Origin of the sequence: Lacticaseibacillus thailandensis DSM 22698 = JCM 13996 (genome assembly GCF_001436135.1) — a bacterium.
Classification (GTDB): Bacteria; Bacillota; Bacilli; order Lactobacillales; family Lactobacillaceae; genus Lacticaseibacillus; species Lacticaseibacillus thailandensis.
Genome location: NZ_AYZK01000005.1, coordinates 19,306 through 43,330, shown reverse-complemented (window position 1 = coordinate 43,330; position 24,025 = coordinate 19,306). Strand labels below are relative to the sequence as shown.

At 54.0% G+C, this 24,025-nt stretch carries 22 protein-coding genes; 4 read left to right on the top strand and 18 right to left on the bottom strand.

What is annotated here, in order from left to right:
• Positions 1-57 precede the first annotated feature (57 nt).
• From FD19_RS09755 to FD19_RS07480, 6 genes are all read right to left on the bottom strand, one after another.
• The gene (locus FD19_RS09755) at positions 58-228 is read right to left on the bottom strand and encodes a hypothetical protein (protein ID WP_156321900.1); all 171 of its coding nucleotides are present in this window, start codon (positions 226-228) and stop codon (positions 58-60) included.
• A gap of 75 nt (positions 229-303) precedes the next feature.
• Positions 304-1,083 carry a Cof-type HAD-IIB family hydrolase gene (locus tag FD19_RS07500; protein WP_162259464.1) on the bottom strand — a complete coding sequence of 260 codons (780 nt, stop codon included), beginning with the start codon at positions 1,081-1,083 and terminating at the stop codon, positions 304-306.
• Positions 1,084-1,261: 178 nt separating this feature from the next.
• Entirely contained in the window at positions 1,262-1,936 is a 675-nt protein-coding gene (locus FD19_RS07495; protein ID WP_054750568.1) for a Crp/Fnr family transcriptional regulator, read from the bottom strand.
• Between the two features lie 31 nt (positions 1,937-1,967).
• The gene (locus FD19_RS07490) at positions 1,968-2,519 is read right to left on the bottom strand and encodes a ferritin-like domain-containing protein (RefSeq protein ID WP_054750569.1); all 552 of its coding nucleotides are present in this window, start codon (positions 2,517-2,519) and stop codon (positions 1,968-1,970) included.
• Positions 2,519-2,749 carry a heavy-metal-associated domain-containing protein gene (locus FD19_RS07485; protein WP_054750570.1) on the bottom strand — a complete coding sequence of 77 codons (231 nt, stop codon included), beginning with the start codon at positions 2,747-2,749 and terminating at the stop codon, positions 2,519-2,521. Before FD19_RS07485 ends, FD19_RS07490 begins: the two co-directional genes overlap by 1 nt.
• 24 nt (positions 2,750-2,773) lie before the next feature.
• Complete coding sequence (locus FD19_RS07480; protein ID WP_054750670.1) at positions 2,774-4,681, bottom strand: heavy metal translocating P-type ATPase; 1,908 nt, start codon at positions 4,679-4,681, stop codon at positions 2,774-2,776.
• Positions 4,682-5,012: 331 nt separating this feature from the next.
• Here FD19_RS07480 and FD19_RS07475 point away from each other — a divergent pair, with 331 nt between their 5' ends.
• The gene (locus tag FD19_RS07475; RefSeq protein WP_056969573.1) at positions 5,013-6,113 is read left to right on the top strand and encodes a glycosyltransferase; all 1,101 of its coding nucleotides are present in this window, start codon (positions 5,013-5,015) and stop codon (positions 6,111-6,113) included.
• 58 nt (positions 6,114-6,171) lie between these two features.
• Here FD19_RS07475 and FD19_RS07470 read toward each other — a convergent pair whose 3' ends face one another.
• A complete protein-coding gene (locus FD19_RS07470; protein ID WP_156639673.1) occupies positions 6,172-6,978 on the bottom strand; it encodes a Cof-type HAD-IIB family hydrolase in 807 nt (268 codons plus the stop codon).
• A gap of 178 nt (positions 6,979-7,156) precedes the next feature.
• Positions 7,157-8,137 (bottom strand): zinc-binding dehydrogenase, encoded by a 981-nt coding sequence (locus tag FD19_RS07465; protein ID WP_056969571.1) that lies wholly within the window; start codon positions 8,135-8,137, stop codon positions 7,157-7,159.
• Between the two features lie 170 nt (positions 8,138-8,307).
• Here FD19_RS07465 and FD19_RS07460 point away from each other — a divergent pair, with 170 nt between their 5' ends.
• Positions 8,308-9,150, top strand: a complete 843-nt coding sequence (locus FD19_RS07460; RefSeq protein ID WP_056969569.1) for an aldo/keto reductase — start codon at positions 8,308-8,310, stop codon at positions 9,148-9,150.
• A gap of 109 nt (positions 9,151-9,259) precedes the next feature.
• On the opposite strand, the gene FD19_RS07455 is transcribed toward FD19_RS07460, so the two are convergent.
• The 9 genes from FD19_RS07455 to FD19_RS07410 form a co-directional block, all read right to left on the bottom strand.
• The gene (locus FD19_RS07455; RefSeq protein WP_056969567.1) at positions 9,260-11,212 is read right to left on the bottom strand and encodes a S9 family peptidase; all 1,953 of its coding nucleotides are present in this window, start codon (positions 11,210-11,212) and stop codon (positions 9,260-9,262) included.
• A 202-nt stretch (positions 11,213-11,414) separates the two neighbouring features.
• A complete protein-coding gene (locus tag FD19_RS07450; protein ID WP_082619532.1) occupies positions 11,415-12,809 on the bottom strand; it encodes a M20/M25/M40 family metallo-hydrolase in 1,395 nt (464 codons plus the stop codon).
• 27 nt (positions 12,810-12,836) lie between these two features.
• Positions 12,837-14,489: a peptide ABC transporter substrate-binding protein gene (locus tag FD19_RS07445; RefSeq protein ID WP_162205194.1), complete on the bottom strand. Its 1,653-nt coding sequence runs from the start codon at positions 14,487-14,489 to the stop codon at positions 12,837-12,839.
• A 59-nt stretch (positions 14,490-14,548) separates the two neighbouring features.
• Positions 14,549-15,748 carry a metal-dependent hydrolase family protein gene (locus FD19_RS07440; protein ID WP_056969564.1) on the bottom strand — a complete coding sequence of 400 codons (1,200 nt, stop codon included), beginning with the start codon at positions 15,746-15,748 and terminating at the stop codon, positions 14,549-14,551.
• Between the two features lie 690 nt (positions 15,749-16,438).
• Entirely contained in the window at positions 16,439-17,038 is a 600-nt protein-coding gene (locus FD19_RS07430) for an SOS response-associated peptidase (protein ID WP_056969560.1), read from the bottom strand.
• 30 nt (positions 17,039-17,068) lie between these two features.
• Positions 17,069-17,698: a DUF4352 domain-containing protein gene (locus tag FD19_RS07425; RefSeq protein ID WP_054750576.1), complete on the bottom strand. Its 630-nt coding sequence runs from the start codon at positions 17,696-17,698 to the stop codon at positions 17,069-17,071.
• Positions 17,699-17,821: 123 nt separating this feature from the next.
• Positions 17,822-19,279 (bottom strand): 6-phospho-beta-glucosidase, encoded by a 1,458-nt coding sequence (locus FD19_RS07420; protein ID WP_056969558.1) that lies wholly within the window; start codon positions 19,277-19,279, stop codon positions 17,822-17,824.
• Between the two features lie 100 nt (positions 19,280-19,379).
• Complete coding sequence (locus FD19_RS07415; RefSeq protein ID WP_054750577.1) at positions 19,380-19,748, bottom strand: PTS lactose/cellobiose transporter subunit IIA; 369 nt, start codon at positions 19,746-19,748, stop codon at positions 19,380-19,382.
• A gap of 24 nt (positions 19,749-19,772) precedes the next feature.
• Complete coding sequence (locus FD19_RS07410) at positions 19,773-20,093, bottom strand: PTS sugar transporter subunit IIB (protein ID WP_056969555.1); 321 nt, start codon at positions 20,091-20,093, stop codon at positions 19,773-19,775.
• A gap of 337 nt (positions 20,094-20,430) precedes the next feature.
• Between FD19_RS07410 and FD19_RS07405 the strand changes: the two genes are divergently transcribed.
• Positions 20,431-21,138: a GntR family transcriptional regulator gene (locus tag FD19_RS07405; protein WP_056969553.1), complete on the top strand. Its 708-nt coding sequence runs from the start codon at positions 20,431-20,433 to the stop codon at positions 21,136-21,138.
• A 336-nt stretch (positions 21,139-21,474) separates the two neighbouring features.
• Here the strand turns inward: FD19_RS07405 and FD19_RS07400 are convergent, their stop codons facing one another.
• Positions 21,475-22,209 (bottom strand): GntR family transcriptional regulator, encoded by a 735-nt coding sequence (locus FD19_RS07400; protein ID WP_054750579.1) that lies wholly within the window; start codon positions 22,207-22,209, stop codon positions 21,475-21,477.
• Positions 22,210-22,392: 183 nt separating this feature from the next.
• Between FD19_RS07400 and FD19_RS07395 the strand changes: the two genes are divergently transcribed.
• Complete coding sequence (locus FD19_RS07395) at positions 22,393-23,766, top strand: glycoside hydrolase family 1 protein (protein WP_056969551.1); 1,374 nt, start codon at positions 22,393-22,395, stop codon at positions 23,764-23,766.
• Positions 23,767-24,025: the final 259 nt, after the last annotated feature.

Here is a 24,025-nt window from a genome sequence, read left to right as displayed (position 1 = left end):
AATGGCACCACGCGGACAATCCGTTTGGTGCCATTGTGCTTTTTTATGATGCGGTGACTACCAATTACGTAGCGGGAATACGCCGGCAGCACCCAAAATGATACCGATAAACGAACCCACAGCAAAGCCAACCGGAACGTTGTGTGTTAGTCCACCAAACAGTACCCCGAGAACTTGGCCTAACCCAATACCTATTAATAGCGACGTGTCATGGTTACGGGATTCCATAAAACCACCGCCCCTTCTTACACCCGAATAATAACAGGCATCGGTTGATTTTGCAAGCGCTTTCTTGTAAAACAGCTAGTCAATGAGGCCGAGGTGTTGGAGACCATTAATAACACCGCCATGATCAAAATTTGTGGTGACGTAAGTAGCCGCGGCCTTCACTGCTGGTAGCGCGTTGCCCATGGCCACTCCGTGATCGACGTACGCAATCATCTCCCGGTCGTTCAACCCGTCCCCAAACGCAAACGTGGGCACTGACTGACTAACCGCAGCTTGCACCGCCTGAATCCCGCGAACCTTGCTGGCGTTGCGGGGAATGATGTCGATATCGTAATCAAAATTGCGGAAGAAACTTAAGCCGGGAAAGGCCGCACCCAGCACCTGATCATCCGTCCGGTTTTCGGTGAAGGCCATCATCATGTACACAGGCTGCGTCTGGTAATCCCTTGGGCGCACCGGCGGCGTTGGTTTGGCAATGGCGGCGTAACCAGCCACAACGGCCGGACTCATCCCCGATAGCCACTCACCATCAGCATTGTAGTAGCCCAGCATTACGTGCCGTTGGGCCGCCATCGCGGTCAGCTGGTTCACCACGGTGGTCGGCATCGTCTGGGCATAGACCACCGTCCCCGCTAGCTCCACATACTGGCCGTTCAGCGCCACCAAACTGTCAATACCACTGGCCACCATCACGTCCCGGATTCCCGCCGCCGGGCGTCCCGTGGCGATCACGGGTTGGTACCCGCGCGCCCGTAGTTCATCCAAGGCTTGGCGAACAGCCGGGTCAACGTGGTGTTGCGGGTTGAGAAGCGTTTTGTCTAGGTCAAAGAAAACCAAACCACGCGGTGTCTGCATACTAACTGGTCCCTTCCGGTGTGCGTTCATCCCGACGCACATTATTTACCTCCAGCATGCCCGATTACCGCTCAACTTGCAAGCCCTTTCTTGATGCCGTAATTGCCAGGACTAAACGCCAAGAGGTCCACAACTCGTTGGGAGTTGTGGACCTCTAAGTCAATGCTACCTGTAAAAATTATTCTACCGTCAGCAACGCGTCACTGTTGTTGATAGCGATGTGGCGCCGGCCGGTTTGGGTGATCCACCCGCGCGTACTAAACTCGGCCAACTTGCGACTGACCGTTTCGGGCGTGGTCCCCAAATAGGCGGCCAGGTCCTTTTTGGGTAGTGGTAAGTCAAACGCCTGGTGTCCCATTCCCGCACTGGTTTCCACCAGGTAATTGGCTAGCCGAGCTGCGACGCTAGTGGTGTTGGCCGCCGTGGCTTGGGCTTCCAGCCTGACCACCCGCTGACCCAGGGCATTGAGCACGTTTAGCGCCAACGGTGGCGTGGCCTGCAGCAGGTGCTGAAAGTCCTGGCGACTAATGGTGCACGCCTGTACCGCCGTCAACGCCGTGGCCGTGGTGGTCCGCTCTGTCGGCGTAAATAGGACGGCTTCACCATCAAAGTCGCCCAGCTGCAGTAATCGTAGCAGTTGTTCACGGCCGCTGGCGGTTGACTGTGTGACTTTGACCTGTCCCCGCGCAATGATCACTAACGTGTCGGCATCGGTGCCCGCGGTAAACAGTTGCTCCCGGGCCTGGTACGTATGGTCACGGACCAACGCTGCGATGGCCCGCACGGCCGTTTCATCGAGCTGCCGAAAAATTGGCACCAATTGTACACACTCGATGGATGCCTGGATGTCCATGCCACTCACCTCCCACCAACATTATACGCGCCTAAAACGCGTCATCGTCATCATCCTCATCATCCAGACCAGTCCGGGCGGCGTGCCCCAGCACGGCCTGGTACAGTCGGATCTGGTGCCGGTTCCAGCCGTACAACGCCGTCATTGTCGCTGCCAATGCTGGCCGCTCTTCCTGATTGGCCAAAGCAATTGCGCGCGTAACGAACAGGTTATCGGTATCCCAATCGTGCACTAACCCGTTGATGATGGTGTCTGTATCACGATACTTCTGGGCCCCGTCTTCCTTGAGCATCGTCCAGGATGCGTATTCGGACATCAAATTAGCGGGAATTTCGCCCTCATCCAGTAAGGCGTCCGCAACCCGGTCGATCCAAGTACTATTTTCCTGATTGGTCGTCCGTAACGCGGTAGCCAGTTGCGGAGCTGCGACCCCGCGAATAAACCACGTCGCCTGACGCAACTTATTAGTGAGAATCACGTGGTTACTCAGAATGTGGTTGATCATTGCCCCAGCCGTGGGGACGTGATGGTCATGCTCAGCTCGCTCCTGTTCAACTTGATACAACGCTTCTGCCGTTGCCATTACGCCAACTCCTTTACTTTGCTACCCACAACCGTATAACCCAACTTAGAGACCACCGTGCTCAAGGCGTCCGCACTCGTGACGTGCGGGTCGAACTTGGCCTTTAGCTTGGCCGCGTTAAATAGCACCTTGACGGCCTGCACCCCGTCAACACCCGCCACGGCGTGCTCGATTTTCTGCATACAGGACGGGCAAGTCAGTCCGTCTAACTTCAAAATTGCCATTGTCATCATTGATCAGTCCTTTCACTACCCTTAATTTACCTTGGTTACCGCCACATTAACTTGATGCTGATCAAGTTGCGTTGTTTTTGGCCCGCGCTGGTGGTGCAACAAGCGCAGGGCGTTAGCGATGACCACCAGAATGGACGCTTCGTGCACCAGCATGCCACTGGCCATTTGTACGACACCGAGTACCAGGCCCAGCAACAATAACGCCACCGTGCCCACCGCGATCACAATGTTTTGGCGCGTGACCGACCGCGTCGCTCGCGCGAGGTGCACGGCCTGGGTCAGTGTGGCAAAGGTGGGCCGGACCAATACAACATCGGCCGTATCGAGCGCTACCGCAGTACCGCCACCCATGCCGATACCAACATCCGCCGTAGCGAGTGCGGGGGCGTCGTTAATGCCATCACCCACGAAGGCAACTTTGTGCCCTGCCGCTTGTGCTTGCCGGACCACGGTCAGTTTGTCCGCCGGCAGCAGCTCTGCTTGCACTGAGTCGATCGGTAACCCGGCCGCAATGTGTTGTGCAGACGCGTGGTTATCGCCCGTCAGCATGACCACATGCTGAATGCCCCGTTGCTTCAACGCCGTTAAGCCCGCCGCCGCGTCTGGTCGCACCACATCGTTAATGCCGACCGCCAACCGTAACTGCCCCGCCACTGCCAGCAATACCACCGAATCACCGTGCCGCTGAATGTCATTCATTCCAGCTTGAGCGTCCCCAGTAATGGGCACCTGGTGCGACTGCATCAACCGTAAGTTACCGACTAAATACCGCCCATCAGCACTCACCAGGCCACGGCCCTTCACGGTCGTCATGGCCGGCGCACTTGGTAGCGGTAAGTGCTGCTCCCGGGCTGCCCGCATGATGGCCTGCGCCAGCGGGTGCTGGGAATCAGCCTCAATGGCCGCCAGCAACGCCAGGTCCGCGTCCGCATGCCCCACAAAGTCGTGCAGGTGGCTCAACGTCATTTTCCCAGTAGTAATCGTGCCGGTCTTGTCGAGCATGATCGTATCCACACCGGCGAGCGCGTCGGTCGTGGCGCCGCCTTTGAACAAAATTCCCTGACTCGCCGCGCGGCCGATACCGGCCACATTCGCCACCGGCGCACCGATCACCAGCGCGCCGGGGCAACCAAGCACCAGCATGGTAATGGCCAACCGCACGTCCAATGTAACCAGGCCGACAAGTAACGCAATCACCATCACGGCGGGCGTGTAGTACCGGGCAAAGCGGTCAATGAACCGCGCAACCGGAGCCTGTGCATCCTGGGCATCTTCCACCAGGGCCACGATTTGGCCAAAGGTGCTGTCCTCTCCGGCTGCCGTCGTGTTAATGGTCAGCGCGCCGCTATCGACGGTGGCACCGGCATAGACCTGGTCACCAGTAGTTTTAGCCACCGGTGCAGCTTCACCCGTAATGACGGCTTCTACCAGTCGGGCCGTGCCCTCCACCACCGTCCCGTCCACGGGGACCTGATCGCCAGGCCGAACCCGCACGTGCATACCAGGTTCAATATCGTCAATATCCATGGCGGCCACGTGTCCCGCCGCGTCAACTACAGCGGCCTGTTGCGGAGCCATGTCCGTCAGGGCGCGCACTGCCGACCGGGTTTTGGCTAACGTGCGGGCTTCCAGCACGTTACCAAAAAGAAACAGGAAGGTCACAATGGCAGCCTCATTCGGCTCGCCAATGGCCAACGCCCCTACACACGCAATGGTCACCAGCAATTCAATACTGACCGTCCGCATGCGCAACGCGCTCCATGCCCGTAACGCAATCGGTATAGTGCCCAGAACGCCAGCCAGGTACATCACCCCTAACGCCACGGCGGGTAGTCGTAGCCACCCTACCAACCAGCTCACAAGGATCAACCCTGCCAACACCAAACTTGCCTGACCAGGATGTTGGTTCAAATATTGTTGCCACCGCATCATCAATCGCCTCCATTAACTTAATTGCTGCTGCATGACTATAGGCTAACTCGGAGGCCACCCCAACGACCTTGATGCGGGTCAAGTTCAATCACTAATGCTAGTTGTCATATTATCGGACGTGAATACACTTACAAGATTAGAATATGACATCCTGTCATGTACCGTTCTGGTTTAGCCTTCGCCAAGAACTATTCTTGTTGGTACGCCACCCGTAACCGGTTACTATTCGTCAGAATATTGCTATTAGGTAACCAATACGCGTATAATTGATATAAGGCATTAACAATTGTTTAGATACGTAAACGCTAATCAAACGGGGGTGACCGCAATGAAAGTAATGATGGCTTTGGAAAATGTGGTGATGGACGGCGTCAAACGAGCCTCGACTGTGCTGGCCAACGCGCTCACCGACCATTACGATATGTATTATTACTCGTTGGCCGACGCCCCCCGCTACTTTGAACTTGACGCCCCCCTGATCATCGCGGATCCACCAACTGATCCACACCGGGCTAACTTCTTCGGTAGCCAACCCTACGAAGTATTCGCCGACCAGATTGGTGATATGCTGGCGACCATTGAACGACTTAAAATCGACATGGTCATCCTCCCGGCCGGACTCCTGACCAGTTTTGCCCCCCTGATTCGCGCCAAACTGCCCGCCGTGGGCTTAATTGGCTGGATGCACAATAATTACGACACCTACGTCAACGACTATTACGGTTACATGCGCAAGGAGTTCCGCGCTGGTCTACGCGCCGTGGACACCCTGGTGACGCTCACGGAATCCGACTTCCACTCGTACAGCGCGTACAACCAGCACACGGTCAAAATCTACAACCCCATTACCATCCAGGCCACCGGACGCGCAAACCTGGACACGCAATCGGTAGCCTTCACCGGGCGCATCGCCATCGAGCACAAGGGCATTGACTTGCTGCTCGAAGCCACGCGCAACCTCTACCCCGGCTGGCATATCAACATTGCTGGTAGCGGCGACGACGAAAACATGGCCGTCTTTAACCAACTGATGGATTTCTGGCACTTACACGACCGCGTCCATTTCCGCGGCCCACTCAAGGACGCGGAGCTCACACAGCACTACGAAGACGCAGCCATCTTTGCTTCCACCTCGCGTTGGGAGGGGATGCCCCTCGTGATTGGTGAGGCAATGGCCTTCGGGTTACCCATTGTGGCCATGGAAAACACCGGCAGCCGTGAGTTTATCGGTAACGACGAGTTCGGCATCATCACGCGCCCCGGCGATCCCGACGACTTTATGCACCACCTCAACCGCATGATTGCCAACCGTGAATTACGTAAGTACTACGCGGAACAGTCCTTGAAGCGCGCACAAGACTTTAACATCGACAAAATTGTGGCTGATTGGCGGCCGATTATTGAACGTCTGCCCGTCCCAGAGCCATAACGTCAAAGAAGGTGTACCGATAATGAATATCGGTACACCTTCTTTATTGTGACGCTTTTTACAAGAGTTGCTGCAGGCCGTAACCCACACCATCCTCATCGTTGGACTTGGTGATCACTTGGCCCACCGCTTTGATCTCAGGCAGGGCGTTTGCCATCACCACCGGCGTGCCCACCATCTTCAGCATGGGTAGGTCGTTATGACCATCACCAAATGCCGCGGTATCAGCCGGCTGGAGGTGTTCACGCGTCATGATGTAGTTGATGCCGCGCGACTTTTGTGCTTCAATATGGGTCACCTCTAGGTACGCCGTCCCCGACTGCGCAATCGCCACGTGAGGTAGTTGCAGGCTCCGGACAAATTGTTGTAGACGCGCCATTTCGTCACGATCAAAGGTGATCATCATCACCTTAAAGACCGGTTCCGTGGGACTGGTCAGGACGGTCCGCCAATCAGCCAACGTCGGGGTTTGGCCGGTCAGTTTAGCTTCATAGCGCAAACCAGGCGTCACACGGTCGGCATACCATCGGTTCAGGTCATAAAAACTGAGGCTGACATTGGGAAAATCCGTGGCCACCGCCCGCAACAGCGTCGTGGCCGCCAAAAACTCGATGGTCCGCTGACTAATCACGTTCCAGCCATGGGCACCCGGTTGGTAAATCAAGCCCCCGTTAAAACCGATTTGTGGGGCGTGCAAATTTAGCATGTGGATGGCGGCGGCCATCTCCATGGGTGCACGTGCTGATACCAGGGTGAGTGGCACCCCGCTGTGCTTGATCATCGCGGCATTCGTGGCACTAACAACGCCAGCACTATTCAGCAGCGTGCCGTCCATATCACAAAAAACGTGTCTAATCGTCCCCAAAACTCATCCACCGTCCTCATAATTCAATATCACCAGTGTACACCATGTTGGGCAAAGGTTGGACGTTGTGCACGTCCCAATACCCCACTTTCCAACGCCATACTTTCATAATCATGACACACACTAAGGGACAACAAAGCACCGCCATCATGCGGGTGGCGGTGCTCATCAGAATTGGTTATGCGCGCGTAATGACAATTTTGCCCGCTTGGTGGCCCGTCTCAAGTTGCGTGCGCGCCTGGTTCAGGTGTGCGGCGTCGATTCCGCCCCGAATGATCGTCGTCGTGGTGTGGTGGATCGTCCCGTCGACCAGTAGTTGCAATACGTGGCTGAGAATCTCACCTTGAGAGTCCAGCTCGTAGCCGTACTTGCTCTTGGTAAACATCAATTCCCAGTCTAGTGATTGGGCGCGACTTTGTAGTCGGCGGATAGGAAAGTGGTCATCATTACCACCAACGTTGACGATGTGACCGAACGGCCGGGTCAAGTGGACCGATTCCGTCAGGTACTGATCCACACCCATTAAGTTGATGGTGGCATCAACGGTCGTGCCGGCCATCTGGGCTTCCAGGTCCTCATGATAATCCAACGTAACGTCCACGCCGTTTTGGCGCAACCAATCATAATGCCGTGGGCTGGCAGTGGCGTAGACCTTGATGCCCGCCCAGTGGGCTAACTGGCTCAAAATACTGCCAACGCCACCAGCACCATTAAGCACCAGCACGCTACGGCCAAGATTGGCATCCGCCGCCGGGATAAACCCCACCTTATCGAAGAGGATCTCCCAGGCGGTCAAAGACGTCAGCGGCATCCCCGCCAGTGGCGCCCAGTCCGTTAATGCATCAGGGACCAGTGCTGTCAGGCGTTCGTCAACGGCTTCCTGCTCCGCCCATGCCCCCGGGCGGACAGCCGAACCCGCGTACATGATGCGGTCACCAACCTGATACTTTTGCGCTTGGTCACCCATGGCCACCACGCGGCCGACCGCGTCGTAACCAAACACTTGTTGATCATCGCCAGTTACCCGGGCTAAAGCCTTCACGTCGTGGGGATTGATGGCCACGGCGTCGACGGCCACCACCACATCATGGGGCAATGGCGTCGGATCTGTGAGCGTTTCATCAACCAACTGTTGGTTTCGTGCAATTACTGCGTGCATCTTTTGTCCTCCTTAATCGCTTTGCTTTCATCATACACCAGATTATGACGTAAACTATTTTTTTGTAAGTTGATTGACCACAAGTCCACTTATGGTTGTAAGATGGAAGTACGTGAGTTACTCATCGTTACTTTGGTGATGACACGTACTACGGAAAGGAAGTATTGTTCATGCAAAAACAGTTCCGTTTTGATGACGACCTAGTCGTTAACCGCTTGGGCTACGGTACCATGCAGCTACCCGGCAAAGGTGTCTGGGGCCCCGCTACCGACCCGAAGCGTGCCAGCGAGGTCATCACGACCGCCATCGATCACGGCGTCAACTTTATCGATACCGCCGATGCTTACGGCCCGCTATATTCCAACCTGTACGTCCGCGACGCGTTGCGCCAGCGGCCCAACGCCAAGGTCATGGTAGCAACCAAGGTGGGCTTTACCCGCCAGGGCCCAAACAAGTGGACGGAGTTGGGCGACCCCGCTTACCTACGCCAGCAAGTTGAACTGAACTTGTTCACGTTGGGCTTGGACCACATTGACCTGATGCAGTTGCACCGCATTGATAGCCGCTACAGCATCGAGGAACAGGTTGGTGTTCTGGCCGACATGCAAAAGGAAGGCAAGATCAAGCACATTGGGTTGAGCCAAGTCTCAGTCGACCAAATCAAAGCCGCCCGTAAGGTAGCTCCAATCGTATCCGTACAAAATCGGTACAACCTGATTGACCGGGCTGATGAGGACGTGCTAAATTATGCCACCCAAGAGCACATTGCGTTCATCCCGTGGTTCCCACTCGCAACGGGTAAGTTGACCGCGGGCGACACGCTGTCCACCATTGCTGCCAAGTACAATGCCAGCCCCGCACAAATTGCGTTGGCTTGGTTATTGCAGCGTTCCGACGTTATCCTGCCGATTCCGGGCACCTCGAACCCAGACCATGCCGTCCAGAACATTGCGGCCGCTAACATCACCCTGAGTGGTGATGATCAGACACAATTGGACCGCTTGGCTGATTAAGCTGCGCCATTACCTGATCCAAGCTAACCAGTAAATCAAAGCAGCGCTACCCCACCCAGCCATGCAGGTGGCAGGTACGGGTAACGCTGTTTTATTGGCTCACGACCGTTTAGGCGTGGCGTTGAAACCATTCCATAATGGCTTCCATACGCTCAATACGTAGGTTTGGCAGGCCCGACCGGGAAAGTTCGTGGTTACTCCCAGGGAAGCGGACAAACTCCGTCTCCACCCCTTGCAACTTCAAGGCGTTGTAGAACTGCTCACCCTGCTCAATTGGGCAACGGCGATCTTCCTCACCGTGCAAAATCAGAATCGGTGACTGGGCCTGGTCAACGTACTTGAGTGGGCTGCGGTCCCACCATGCGGCGGCGTTTTCCAGGCCACTTTCCCACCGGTCGTCCAGGTTGGTGGGGAGGAAGTCCCAACCAATGTCACTGGTCCCAAACATGCTGACCCAGTTGGAGATGGAACGGCAGGTAGCCACGGCCCGGAAACGGTCCGTGTGCGTTTCGATCCAGTTGGACATAAAGCCCCCGTATGAACCACCCGTGGCGTAAACGTGGGTGTCGTCAATATCGGGATCCAGTTGTTCAGCCACATCCACCGCCTGCATCAGGTCAGCAAAATCATTATCACCATAATCGGCAAAGACGTCGTGTGCAAAGTCGTTGCCGTACGTCGCCCCGCCCCGCGGGTTCAACGTAATGACACCGTAACCAGCATTAGCCAACACCTGTAGCTCGTGGTAGAACGTCTCACCGTACGCCGCGAAGGGGCCACCATGCACGTACAAGATTGCTGGGTGGGCGGTTCCTGCTGGTACCCCAACTGGCCGGTAATACCAGCCCTGCAGATGCCGGCCCTCACGGTCAAAGCTGAAATCGTCGGGCGCCACCGTCGTATGCTCCTGCGACCACGTAGTGTTGGGATCGTACACTAATTCGGGCTCGGACGCACCCACTGCGCAGTAGTACAACTGGCTCGGGGTCGTGATGGTACTTTGCGTGTAATACACGCCCTGACCATCGGCAGTCAGCGCAAAGTCGGTCACGTGTAAACGCCCGTCAACAACGACTTGCGTGTGGCCATCGTTGTCGATGGTACGTAACCCCACACAGCCGTGCCGGGACGACGCGTAGGTAATTTGCTGGTTATCATTCCACGCAGCCACACGCCCACTAAGGTTCTGTTGCGTATCAGCGGCTAACTCGGCCCCGATTTCCACATCTTCATCATCAAAGACACGCCGCACCGCGCCACTTTGGCAATCCGCGACAAACAGGGTCTGTGACAGCCACCCCGTATCCTCGTTGGGATTACCCGCAAACAGCAACTGGTGCCCGTCCGGACTGAAGGCCACCGCGCTAAACGTCCCGAACTCCATACCGGTATCGAGACGCACCGGCTGATCCTGCCCGGGCGTCAACAGCAACAGCACACTTGCCACCCGCTGCGGCCGGTCAGTGGCAACGGTACGGTCTAGGGCTAATTGTCCTTGCGCACTCACCGCCGCCAGGGTAAACGTGGTGTCATCCTGGTACAACTGCTGGGTCGCTGCCTGCGCCCAGCCCTGTTTATATAGTAGGAACCGGCGACGTTCATCTAGCAACCACGGCCCGTTGTCCTGGTAGTGCAGACGCGTGACCCGCGTGGCGTGGGGCAGAGTTGTTGGGTGCTGGGGATGTTGTTCCGTCACCTGCACAAACCAACCATCACCAGTGGGATCCCACTGGAACCCCGTGACACCGTCTGCAAACCAAGTACGCTGGGTCGCCGCTCCGCCAGTAAAGGCCTGCGTAAAGACCTGGTCGTGACCCGCAGCATCGTGGCTCAAAAAAGCAATGGTCGACCCGTCTGGCCCCAAGGCCGCCGCGGTATCGTGTTGCTGATCGTGACCTAAACTAACCCGCGCCCCCGTGGCCCGGTTTTGGAAGTACAAGCGGTGCCGATAATCATTATGGGCCTGATCGATCCAATTCTCGTTAAACACCACGCCCGCCGCGGTCGGGACGGGCCGTGACAAAGTCTTGATGTTGTATAAATCCGTTGTGCGTACGCGCAAAACAATCCCTCCTCAGGTGCAATCTTTGATATTATTGTAATCACATTCTAATCCTTTTACCATTTAATTGCGAATTTCTGGGGCGCACGGACCAACAATGCGTGTGTGCAACATAAGGGGCCAGCAAATGACTTTGCTGCCCCCCTAAGTGTCCCCCGAAAACTTGGCACCAGTCATTCCCCGCTGTACCCACCGTGAATGGCTACTGCTGTGCACCGACCGCGCGCATCAACTGCATCATGAAGTACGTGCCCCACTGATAATCATGCACCCGCAGACTTTCATTCGGGGCGTGGGCACCAGCGCCAAAGTAGCCGCAACCTACCGACACGATGGGGGCATGAATGGCCGCATCCATTTGCGCTTCGGGGCCACTACCGGCACTGTTCGGAATCACGCGTACGTTATCGTCACCGTACACCGTTTTGGCAACCCACTCTGCTTCCTTGAAAAATGGCGAATCAATGTCGGACCGGAAGGCCTCTTCAGCCAAGTTAAAGTGCATTTCCACGTCCTTAAAGCCGTTACGGTCCAACTGTTGCCGAATCATGTGGTAGACGGTATGCGCGTCTTGGCCCGGCACGATGCGGCAGTCGATTTTGGCCTTGGCGTAGCGGGGAATGACGGTTTTGACGCCGTGCCCGTTATACCCGGCCTCAATGCCATTAATGGTCATCGTTGGTGTAGTGACGCTGGCCATTTTAGGGTCATCCGTCGTGAATGCTGTCCGCATTCCCGTCCGTTCGCGAATGCCCGCCGCGTCAAAGTCCATCTTGGCAACTGCATCGCGCCCCGACTGGCTAATGGGTTCAATGTGGTCATAGTAACCATCGACTTTGATGTGGCCATCCGGGGTGCGAATGGAGTTCAAAGCCTCAACCATGCGCCAAGCAGCGTTGTCTACGTAGGCAGCCATGGAGGAGTGCATATCCACATCCGCCGTCTGCACACTCATGTCGAAGGCCACGCAGCCCTTCACCCCACCAGTAATAGTAAAGTGACCCTGCTCGTTGATACTGCCACCTTCCCACACACAGGCATCACACGCCAGGTCCGCCTGGTGTGCCTGCACGTAATCATTGAAGTGGATGGAACCAATTTCTTCTTCGCCCTCAACCACAAACTTAATGTGACACGGGTAACCACCATGATCATACATGAATTGCATCGCGGTAATACGCGACATCAGTTCGCCCTTATCATCCGCGATTCCGCGTGCCCGGATGGTACCGTCATCCTGGAAGGTTGGTGCAAACGGTTCCGTCCGCCATTCCTCAATGGGTTCCGGTGGCTGGACGTCGTAGTGGTTGTAAAACATAATGGTACGGTCACTGGCACCACCAAACTCGGCAAAGACGACGGGGTTGCCACCCTGATCGTCCCACGCCTCCACACGGCGAGCACCAATTGATGCGAACTTTTGCGTCAACCAGGCCACCGTTTTGTCAATGCCCTTGCCCTGCACCGAAATGCTGGGGATCTTGACGTATGGCGCCACCTCAGGGAAATAGTCCATTGCAAATTGTTCAACAGCCGCCCGTTCTGCGGGCGTGCCTGCCTTAATATCATTCGTTGTTGTTGTCCGTGTTTCAGTCATAAGCATATCCTCCAATAATGATTATTGTTACTTGTTTGCTAGGTACACGCCGCGCCAGCCAGGGTTGCCGCCGGCCGGGTTAATAATGACGTTCTTAAGTTTCGTGTTACGTAGGTATGAAGTGGACAGCTGGTAAAGCGGAATGACTCCCTGATCCTTCATCAGCGTCTGTTCAGCATTCACCATGGCATTCCACCGGGTTTTCGCGTCCGCCGTGTTGTCTGCAGTCTTCATGTCGGCATCAAATTTACTGTTGCTGTAATCACCAAAGTTATAGGAGTTACCGGTCGTGAACATATCTAGGAAAGTTGACGGATCACTATAGTCGGGACTCCATCCAGAGATGATGGCATCAAAGTTGCCGGTCTGCAGGTACTTTACCCGTGTAGTCTTAGGCACTTTGCGCACCGTCACCCGCATGCCTTTGAGGTTCTTCGTCCACGCGTTCTGAAGGTATTGAACGATGGTATCGTGCGTATCATCATCATCGGCAGTTAACGTGACGTTCAGCGACGTTGCACCAATTTCCTTCATGCCCTTGGCCCACAGTTGCTTTGCCAGCGCAATGTTGTAATTGACCCCGCTGTCAGCATCATTCTTTACGTAAGCAGCCTTGGCAAAGTCCTCACCACCCGACGGATTCTGGCCCATGCCGGTCGTTACGATGCCGAGGGCGGCCGTCGAACCATCATTTAACGTGTTGTTGACGAACGACTGGCGGTCAATTGATAGCGAGAGGGCCTTACGGATGTCAACGTTGTTAAATGCTTTCTTCAAAATAGTACTGCTAGGGCTCTTCTGGTTTAACTGCACGAAGTAATTTGAACCACTAGCGACCTTGGTGTAGCTCTTGTTGTTTTTCTCGTTTTGTACTTGGTTGCCGATCAACGTCGTTTGGTCAATCTGCCCGGATTCAAACATGTTGAGACCCGTGGAAGATTCCTTAACGACTTGGTACGTCACTTGATTAAGGTGAACATTATTCGGATTCCAGTAGTGGTTATTCTTCGTGAGCGTCCATGAATCACCGCTGCCGTTCCACTTCTTGATGGTGTACGGCCCATCGTAGGCAACCTTAGTGGCATCCGTTCCGTACTTCTTACCGTACTTCTGCACTACTTTTTGCTCCTGAGGAAGGAAAATTGCACTCTGCACTAACTGTTCAAAGTACGAAATAGGGTGCTCTAAAGTCACAGTGACTTGGTACTTTCCGTTAGCCTGGATGCCTAATTGATCAGGATCCTTTTTGTTGGCAATAATAGCGTCCGCATTTTTAATACCAGAGAACAGGTACGCATTTTCAGCTGCGGTTTTAGGGTCAACACCACGCCGCCAACCGTAAACAAAATCCTGGGCGGTCACTGGGGTGCCGTCATTCCACTTAGCGTCATGCCGTAAGTTAAAGGTGTAAGTTAAACCATCCTTGCTTTTGGTCCACGACTTGGCGATTCCCGGCTCAGCTTTATTCTGCTTACCCATCGTGACCAGGCCTTCCTCAGTGTTCCCAATTATTTCACTACTGGTAGTATCCACATCGTGCACAGGATCAAGCATCTGAATTTCACTGGCAATGCCAACACTGATGTTTTGGTTGCTGGCGGCTGCGGCTTTTTGTCCACAAGCAGACAGGGCAACCCCAGACAGGCCAACTGCTGCAATAATTCCAAATACTTTACTCATTGTTTTCATGCGCCCATTTATCTTGTTATGCATTTTTCTTCCTCATTCCGTGATGTTGTCTAAAATTTACGCTCGCCGTGCTGGAAAACCTGCTTATCGGCTTCACGCACCGCATCGATATCTGCTAACGGGCTCGCCGACAACACGATGAAGTCGGCAAATTTGCCAACCGTTAACGTTCCATAATCTTGATCAATCCCCAACAACCGGGCTCCGTTGATTGTGGCGTTATACAACGTTTGTTGCGGTGAAACGCCGATTTTATGCACCATCAAGTGCAACTCATCCCAATAACCAGTACCAAAATCATTAAACGTGGTACCTGCATCCGTCCCAGTCGTCATGGGTACACCTAACGCCACTGCTTGGCGCATGTTATCAAAGAACGCATTGCTCAACGTAGTAGCCTTATCCACCATGTAATCTGGAATGTGCCCTCGTCCATCACGCACGATGGACTCCACCGCGTTGAGTGTGGGCACCAAATAGACGCCCCGTTCACTCATCACCCGCGCTTCCTCCGCATTCAAGTAAATGCCGTGTTCAATTGAATCAAATCCGGCGTCTAAAGCCATCTGAATGCCTGTAGTACCTTGTGCGTGAGCCACGGCTTTGCGGCGCCGTGCGTGGGCCTCGCTAACGGCCACCGCTAGCTCTTCCGCTGAGAACCCAACATCACGGGGATCATCACCTTTGGACATCACCCCACCGGTTACCAGCACCTTAACGACATCTGCACCATTCTTAATGATCTGCCGTACTACACGACGCATCTCGTCAGGAGAATCGACAATGTACGAGGCGTTGCGTTCGTGATACGGACCATCGCCGTTGCCACCGGTCGATGAAATCAGGCGTCCCGACGCCACAATACCGGGGGCGGGAAAGTGATAACGCTGCTGCGCGTCACGTAGTTTAATATCCACATCGTGACCAGTACCTAAGTTGCGTACATACGTTACGCCAGCCTGAAGCGCCTGCCGTAGATTTGCCAGCGCCATCAACGTGACCTCAGTTTCAGTTATCGGACCATCCATCGTGTGATTAGCATCGGCATCAACATGAACATGTGTATTGATCATTCCGGGCATGATGAACTTATCTGCCACATCCACAACTTGATCAGTATTGGGAGTGGGTCCGTGGCCGGTCGCCGTGACCCGCCCGGTCGTATTATCAACAACCAACCATGAGTTGGGAATAAAACCATCATCCTGTCCGTTAAACAAATTCACGTGCACATACGCTGTTGTTGCCATGTTATTTAACCCTTTCTGTTTGCACCTAACTGCATCCGTTTATGTGTGCCACACCTGCTTTTCCCGCCCGTTTTCCCCGTTTCAGGGTACAAAAAATGACGCCCACCCCGCGCCGTACTACCACGGGTGGCCGCCATTTTCCGTCTGCAGACAGAAAATGGCACCAAAATTGTTATCTTGACCCACCACCGTGGGTCACACGTTCACGACTAGCATTCCTGCTAGCAAAGCTTCATTAACGCAACAACAACGCTGCATTAGTCGTGTTCAACAACAATTTTGGTGCCACAAAGTTAATTTTAAGCATAAAAAATACCCCCGCCGGCAAGATGTTTTGCCGGGTACCTACGTGCAGCCCACTACTAAAAATGGGCCCGAAACGTTCATCATTTAGCGGGTAGCTACCCGCCCACATGAATTACAACGCACGCAAGCACAACAACGCGGAGGCAACCTGGTTGTTCTTTACTGTGTTCATTCGTGTCACTGCTGTGAATGTAATCTGACATTGAGTCATGATCATTGCCCCTTTCGTTGTGGAAGATTTGCCCCTCTTAATGAGGATGCATTCATCATAACGTGAGTAAAATTAGAAGTCAACTACATTTTCACATTTCGGGCACATTTTTCTTATCTTTTGCCCATACAGAACGCTGATTAAGCTGTCATTCAGCATTAACCCGGCAGTAATTACTCCTCCAGACCCAACGGCATATCCTGACCCAAGCCAATCTGGCGGGTGGCCGTTAACGCCCCCATTCGCGCCTGCAACAGTTTCTGCGCGCAAGCCTCGTCCATGATCCAGTCACGTAACCGTGCTTCGGGAACCATGAGCGGCATCCGGTCGTGCACAGCGCGAACATCACTATTGGGGGCGGTCGTCAGGATGATGCCACGCGGCCCATCGGGGTACTGCCGAATAAAACCCGCCAAAAAAATCAGTCCGCCATCTGGCTGGGCAAAGCTGAACCGGGTGTGGCTCGCGTCCCATTCATAAAACGCGTCACTGGGAAACACGCACCGCTGGTTTAAAAAGGCGTCACGAAACGTTGGCTTGGACAGTACACTCTCGGCCCGGGCATTGATCAGCGGACGCCCGCCACTATATCCCGGAAAGCCCCAGCGTACCGCTGTGACTACCATGTGGGTGTTCTTCCCCGTCACGACCGCCATCTGGTCGCCAGGAGCAACCTCACCAGTCTGCACCTTAACACCGCGTTGCGCCAACAGCTCGGTCAGGTGCCGCAAGCGTTGCGCATGGGTCGTATTAAACGAATAGCGTCCGCACATCCTCATTACTCCTTTGCTGGTCAACCAGTCCTAAAACGAGGTGCCCTGCCATTCCCAGCCGGCACCATGATAACTCACAACCAACTGTCCCTCATCCTGCTGATTAGCCACCTGAAACGATAGGCGTACCGTGCGGGTTTGACCCGGTGCAACATCCTGCTTGGCCGCCAACGTGGTTAATTGTGGCATGGCAGCGCCACTGTTGTACATCTGGAAGTCAGCCAAATCAACTTTGGCGGTTTCGTGACCACCGTTATGCACCGTGACGCTCACTTGCTCCACCTTGGCGCCCGCATCGCACCGACTGATTGGCGGTCCGACGACCACCGTCAACTGGTGGGCAAAGCGTAACCTTCGCCCAAACTGGGCATCCCGCCCCACGGCTAGCTGGTCATCCGCCGCGGGTGCTTGGGGTTGGGGCTGCTGCAACGGTTGGCTCGGCATTTGGCTAGCCGTGTGCGCAGCCACCACCAGGTGCTGGACCGTCACGCCAGCGCCAACCCAACTACTAACCGTCAACAATAAACCCACCACCATTACTGCTACCGGGGCGTTTAACGGTTGCTGCCGTAGTTGCCGGCGCGCCGTCCACAGCGCCGCGCCCACAGTAACCAACGTGCTTACAACCCCAAATCCAATCATCCACCACAACCCAGACATAACCAACCTCCACGAATATTAGTTCCGTTATACAATGGCGGGTCGTGCGGGTCAACTGGCATTATCACCCCACAACAAAACAGCCACACCATCACGGATGTGACTGCCCCGGGTAACAGGTAATCATTCTGCCGAAACGTCGTCTAAGTTCGCACCGTTAGTGCTGATCACTTGCTGGTACCAAGCAAAGGAATCCTTCTTGTACCGTCGATCGCTACCGTGACCACTATCATCACGGTCGACATAAATCAGGCCGTAACGCTTAGCCATCTCACCAGTGCTGGCCGATACGATGTCAATGGGGCTCCACATGGTGTAACCGATTACGTCCACACCGTCTTCCACGACCGCCAATTCCATTTGATGAATGTGGGCCCGGAGGTAACTGATCCGGTAATCATCATGCACGTGCCCATCATCCTCCAGGTGGTCGTAAGCACCAATACCGTTCTCAACGATCATGATTGGCTTGTGCCAGCGATCTTGGATCCAGTTCAGAATCCACCGCAACCCCTGAGGGTCAATCTGCCAGCCCCACTGGGACTTCTCAACGTACGGATTATCGACCAGGTCGTTGTGCTCATCAAACTCGACTTTGTGGTCCGCCCGTTCCTTAACCGTGAAGGAGAAGTAGTAGGACATCCCCAGAAAGTCGGCCGCGCCGGCTTTTAGTGTGGCGCGGTCCGCTGCCGAAATTGGCACCTGGTACCCTTTGCGGTCAAAGTACTTCAGTAACCACTGCGGATACTCGCCCTCCATTTGGACGTCGCCGTAGTAATAGCGGTACTGCATGGCCCGGGCGGCCAACATCTGGTCACCGGGATTGGCCGTCAACGCGTAAATCGGCACCATGGCGAGCATGGCCCCTACTTGGAGTTGCGGATCAATCTTGTGCGCGGCAATCACCGCCTTGGCACTAGCCACCATCTCGTTATGCGCAGCCTGGAACATTGCTTCTTCCCAGTTCACGTTGCTATCCAGTTGCAGGCCGGAATCCTGATACAGGTGATGCGCATTACGCCAATCCGACTGATTATCGATTTCATTAAACGTCATCCAGTAGCGAACCTTGCCATCAAAGTGGTGGAAGCAGGTCTCCGCAAACCGTTCGAAGAAACCAATCAACTTGCGGTTACGCCAACCACCGTATTTTTTTACCAGATGGTACGGCATTTCGAAGTGGGACAGCGTCACGATTGGTTCAATGCCCTTGGCACGCAACCGGTCAAAGAGGTCGTCGTAATAGCGCAGCCCCGCTACATTCGGTTCCGCCTCGTCGCCATTGGGAAAAATACGCGTCCAGGCAATCGACGTCCGAAACGCCTTCAACCCCAACTCGGCAAACAATTCAATGTCCTGCGGGTAAGTTTGGTAAAAATTGATGCCCCAGTGGTTCGGGTAGACCTGACCAGCCTCCACGGTGTCCGTCACGACACGTTGCGGCTGTTCACGACTGGCCGCAGCCATGACGTCGGCAATCGACACCCCTTTACCGTCTGCCTGCCAATTGCCCTCAACCTGGTGGGCGGAAACAGCGCCGCCCCATAAAAAGTCTTTTGGCATTGTTAATGCTTCACTCATAAATTTATGCACCCTCTCTTCCACGACCGGGAAAAAAAGGCAAGACAAACTCGCAAACTGTTTGTCTTGTCTTTAATTGTCGTTCAATAATACGCTGGTGCTAATCGGCTACGTCCTGACCAGCAAGCTTTTTGTACAAATCAACGATCTCACCCGCTAGGTCACGAAAAGTGATGGCGTTCATCAAGTGATCCTGGGAGTGTACCGTCAGCAGCGTAACGTGTACATGCTTTCCCTGGGCCTCAGCCGTTAACATCCCGGTTTGTGAATTATGCGCTTTACCGAGAAAATCATCAGCTTCTTGCAACTTAGCGTCCGCCTGGTCAAAATCACCGTGCTTAGCCGCATCAATGGCTTCAAAAGCCGAGCTCTTGGCGTTACCACCATTAACAATCAAGCCCATGATGGATTCTAGGTTTTGCTCTTCTTCTTTCTCTGGCGCTTCATTCTTGTCTTCAGTGTCTGCCATGAGCACTATCCTTTCATTACGGGCTTACTTACCAGCCGCATCAATGGTGGCCAGTGCGTCCTTCAATACATTTTCGCCATTCATCAGGCCGTAATCACGCATGTTAATGACCTTAACGGGAAAGTCATACTCAGCGGCTAGCTTCTTCTCCATGTACCGAACTTGCGGGCCCAACATCATCACGTCAGGCTTAACTTCATCCAACTTGTTCTTGAGGTCAGGTGAAGCCGTCGCGGCAATGTTTACCGTGATGTCATCCTTGTCCGCAGCCTTCTGCATCTTAGTCACGAGCAGGCTGGTCGACATCCCCGCGTTGCATACCAACAAAATATTTTTTTCAGCCATAATAATTTCTCCTTAAGTGTAAGGCACTATATTCCACAATCGTTACGCACCACGATTGCCGCAAGCCTTTTTGGCAACCGCTTTCAACTCCACGCCCATAATATAATACGTGGGTACAAATTTTGCAAGTGCTTACAAATATTTTTGGCCCTAACGCCGTGATGGTGTACTCGCCAAACCGCCAGAAGCCGCTTGTGGTGCGCAATTACGGGTGGTCAAAAGCACCGATTGGTGACAACGCATAAGCGGTTAGTGCTGACAAAGGTGCTATGATAAGGGTACAAATATCGTTAATGTGTGGCTTAAATATATCAGCGCAGCGCGTGGGGGTAACCATATGTATCACGAAATTGCTGAAGACATTATCCGGTCCATTCACGAGGGCCTGTACACAGACAAACTGCCAACCGAAGCGGAGTTAATGGCAACCTACGACGTGAGTCGCAACACCATCCGGCGGGCCATTGATGTCATCTACCAACGGGGCTTATTGCGGCGAATTCAGGGTTCCGGCTACTACGTCAACAAGATGCCCCAACCCTCAAAGACGGTCATCAACCTAGTCGCGGGGGCCGGTGCCTCTTTGCATAGCCCGGACAACCACCTCACGTCGCGGATAGTCACTTTTGACAAAATCAAGGCCGATCCCGAACTAGTCCAACCGATGAAACTCCAGCCAGATAGCGAACTGTACCGGGTCGTGCGGTTGCGTTACCTCAATGGCCAGCTCTACTGCCTGGAAGAGGCCTATTATTCCACCGGCGCGGTACCATACCTGCCGGTGGAGGCGGTTAACGGCTCGATTTTTGACTTCATTGCGGAAAATTACCACGTCCACATTACTGCGAGTGAGGAATACATTTTTCTTGCCACGTTGGCACATGACCAGGCCACAGTCATGGGGCAACAGCCTGGCAAGCAGGTCCTGGCGTTGGAACAGACCAATTTCTATGGCAACAGTGTGGCCTTTAACTACTCCACCACCTACTTCGTCTATCCGGGCCTCCGCTTCTACTCACATTCCTTCCCCGTCAGCCATTCATGAACTCAGGGTGTTTTGGTCACAACCCTCCCCGCGACACTTAGTCAATAGCCTCACCCCGTGGTGCCATTCCGCCCACACTGCTTTTACAATTCAATCAAACACAAAGCTGTGCATACCGCGCTGGTGGGTTTATCCCCAAAGTGTCGTCATTGACAGCTTTTTTATTGGCATGATCGCATTCAGGTAGATTCAAAAAAATACGGCCACTAACGTTAATTAGTTGGCCGTATGGGTATGATCACCAATGATTCGACGTGATTCCGCTTGCACGCATAACATATCGTTCCAAGCACCTCTCGCAGACTCATACTAATGCACCGCAACTGTAACTCACCACTAGTGGGGCCGCTTGCCTAGACTCAGTTCAACGTCCGCGACGACGCTGCTGGTTTGGTACGGGAAGTGCACCTCCGAAACTTTGAAGGGCTCGCCCTCCTCCGTGTAACTCACCTGGTTAATCACCAAAACGGGGTCGTTCAACTGGCACCCCATCGCCTCCACGTCATCCTGCGTTGCCTTAATTGCGTGAATTCGCCGGTGTGAACCCGCAATATGCACGTGCGCCTCATCAGCCAGGTGTTTGTAGACTGACCCTTCCAAAATTTCACGGGTGATGGTGGTAATCTTCGTCGGCATAATCGTGTGCTCGTAAGCATACACTGCACCATCAACGTACCGCACCCGCCGGATCACGTACACCGGCTCGTCGGGACCAATAATCAGATTGTCCTGCTCGGACTGCGTGGGTAAGCGCGCATCCAGCGACAAAACTTTACTGGTAACTTTGCGGCCCGCATAAGTCAACGTTGTCCCCACTGGTCGGTCAATTGAGGACTCCATGTCGTTAGGATCTTTGTGGTGGAAATCCTTACGCAAAAAGGTGCCGGCGCCACGCTTGGTATACACCACACCCTCAACTATCAATAGCTGAATGGCCTTGCGCACCGTCATCCGGGTGGTGTTAAATTCCTTGGCTAAGGTTTCTTGGTCGGGTAACAAATCCCCCGGCTGGTATTCCCCACCCGTAAATTTTTGGCGTAACTTCTGCGAAATATCCTGGTACTTATACATGGACAGTCCCTCCCAACAAACCACTTTTCCCCACCATTTTACGCTATTTTAACAATTGTTGCGATAGACCACCTTGAATATTTGTATATACTTTTATATAAAAAGGCTTTACGAATTGTAAAAGACGTGGCATAATGAAACCGGATTCACGGAAGCAGTATCTACGGAGGAGGCCAAGTAATTATGTCCCAAGCATTACCAAAGGGGTTCCTGTGGGGCAATTCCACTTCGAGCATGCAAACTGAAGGCGGCTGGAATGAGGGTGGCAAAGGTAAATCCGTTTATGATGACCGTCCAGCCACGGACCACAGCAGCGATTGGCACGTGGCCATTGATGATTATCACCGGTACGACGAAGATCTTGACCTGATGGCCCAGCAGGGGATGAACTGCTACCGGTTCCAAATTTCCTGGAGCCGAGTTTGTCCCACGGGCGACGGGCCCTTCAACGAGGAAGGCATCAAATTCTATGATGACCTGATCAACAAGTTGCTCGCCCGCCACATTACGCCGATGATTTGCCTGTACCACTTTGACATGCCCCTTGCCCTCGCCCAAAAGTACAACGGCTTTAGCGACCGTCACGTTGTTGACGCCTTTATTCGCTATGGCCAGGAAATGGTCGACCGCTTTGCGGATCGCGTGCCGTACTGGATTACGTTCAACGAGCAAAACCTGTACTCGATGAGCGATGCGTTCACTATTGCCGGGTATCTGCACGGCCCCCAAACGGACGAAGAGCTATTTCAAATTAGCCACCACGTGATGGTGGCGCACGCCGCCGTCGCTAATTACCTGCACGCTCACAGTCACGCTCAAATTGGGGGCATGCTGGCGTACTCCGAAGTGTATCCTGCCTCCGCAAATCCACGTGACGTGCTTTACGCTCGCCGTATTGACGAGTTTTTGAACCGTAACCTGCTTGACGTATTCGTCAACGGGCAATATTCCACTGAGTTTCTCACCTTTATCCGTAATCAGCGGATCGATTTGGACCTGACGACTGACGACCAGGCGATTTTCAATCAACTCCACAGTGATTTCATTGCCTTTAGTTATTACCGTTCCGTCCAAATCAACAGTAGTTTAGTCCCCATCAATACCTTTCCTAATCACTACCTCGACTTTGGTGCCCAGCCAGTACCGGGATTGCAGGCCAATGAATGGGGTTGGCAGGTGGATCCATTGGGCTTCCGTGATATCCTCACGAAAGTCTATGACCAGTACCACCTGCCAATGTTCCCCATTGAAAACGGAATTGGTATTCGTGAGGTGTACCAGGGGCACGAGATTCAGGATGATTACCGGATCGACTACCACCGTCAGCATATCCAGGCACTCAAAGACGCGGTCTTCGCGGACGGCGTGTCAGTGCTGGGCTACCTGGGCTGGGGTCTAATTGATATTCCTAGCTCGTCAGGTAACATGGATAAGCGCTACGGCATGGTCTACGTCAACCGGACCAACCACGATCTGCGCGACCTCCGGCGGATTCCCAAAAAGTCGTACTGGTGGTTCAAAAAGGTCATTGAATCCAACGGTGCGCGACTGGATTAACGCGTGACGCAAACGTAATCACTGCTATCAACAAGTTTTGATTTGTGCGTCACCGTGATCCGAGCGCCATCACTTGATTGGCGGCGGTCACCAACCCCAATTGGTCTACCACCGCCCAACCACAAACATACCCGCTCACCCCACCGTTGGCCCGCCAACAGGGGTCAACTTAAGAATGACAACCACCAGGGCGTTGTCGTCACTGCACAGAGCGGTGACGACAGCGCCTTTTGTGTACCTATACCAAAACGACTGGGAC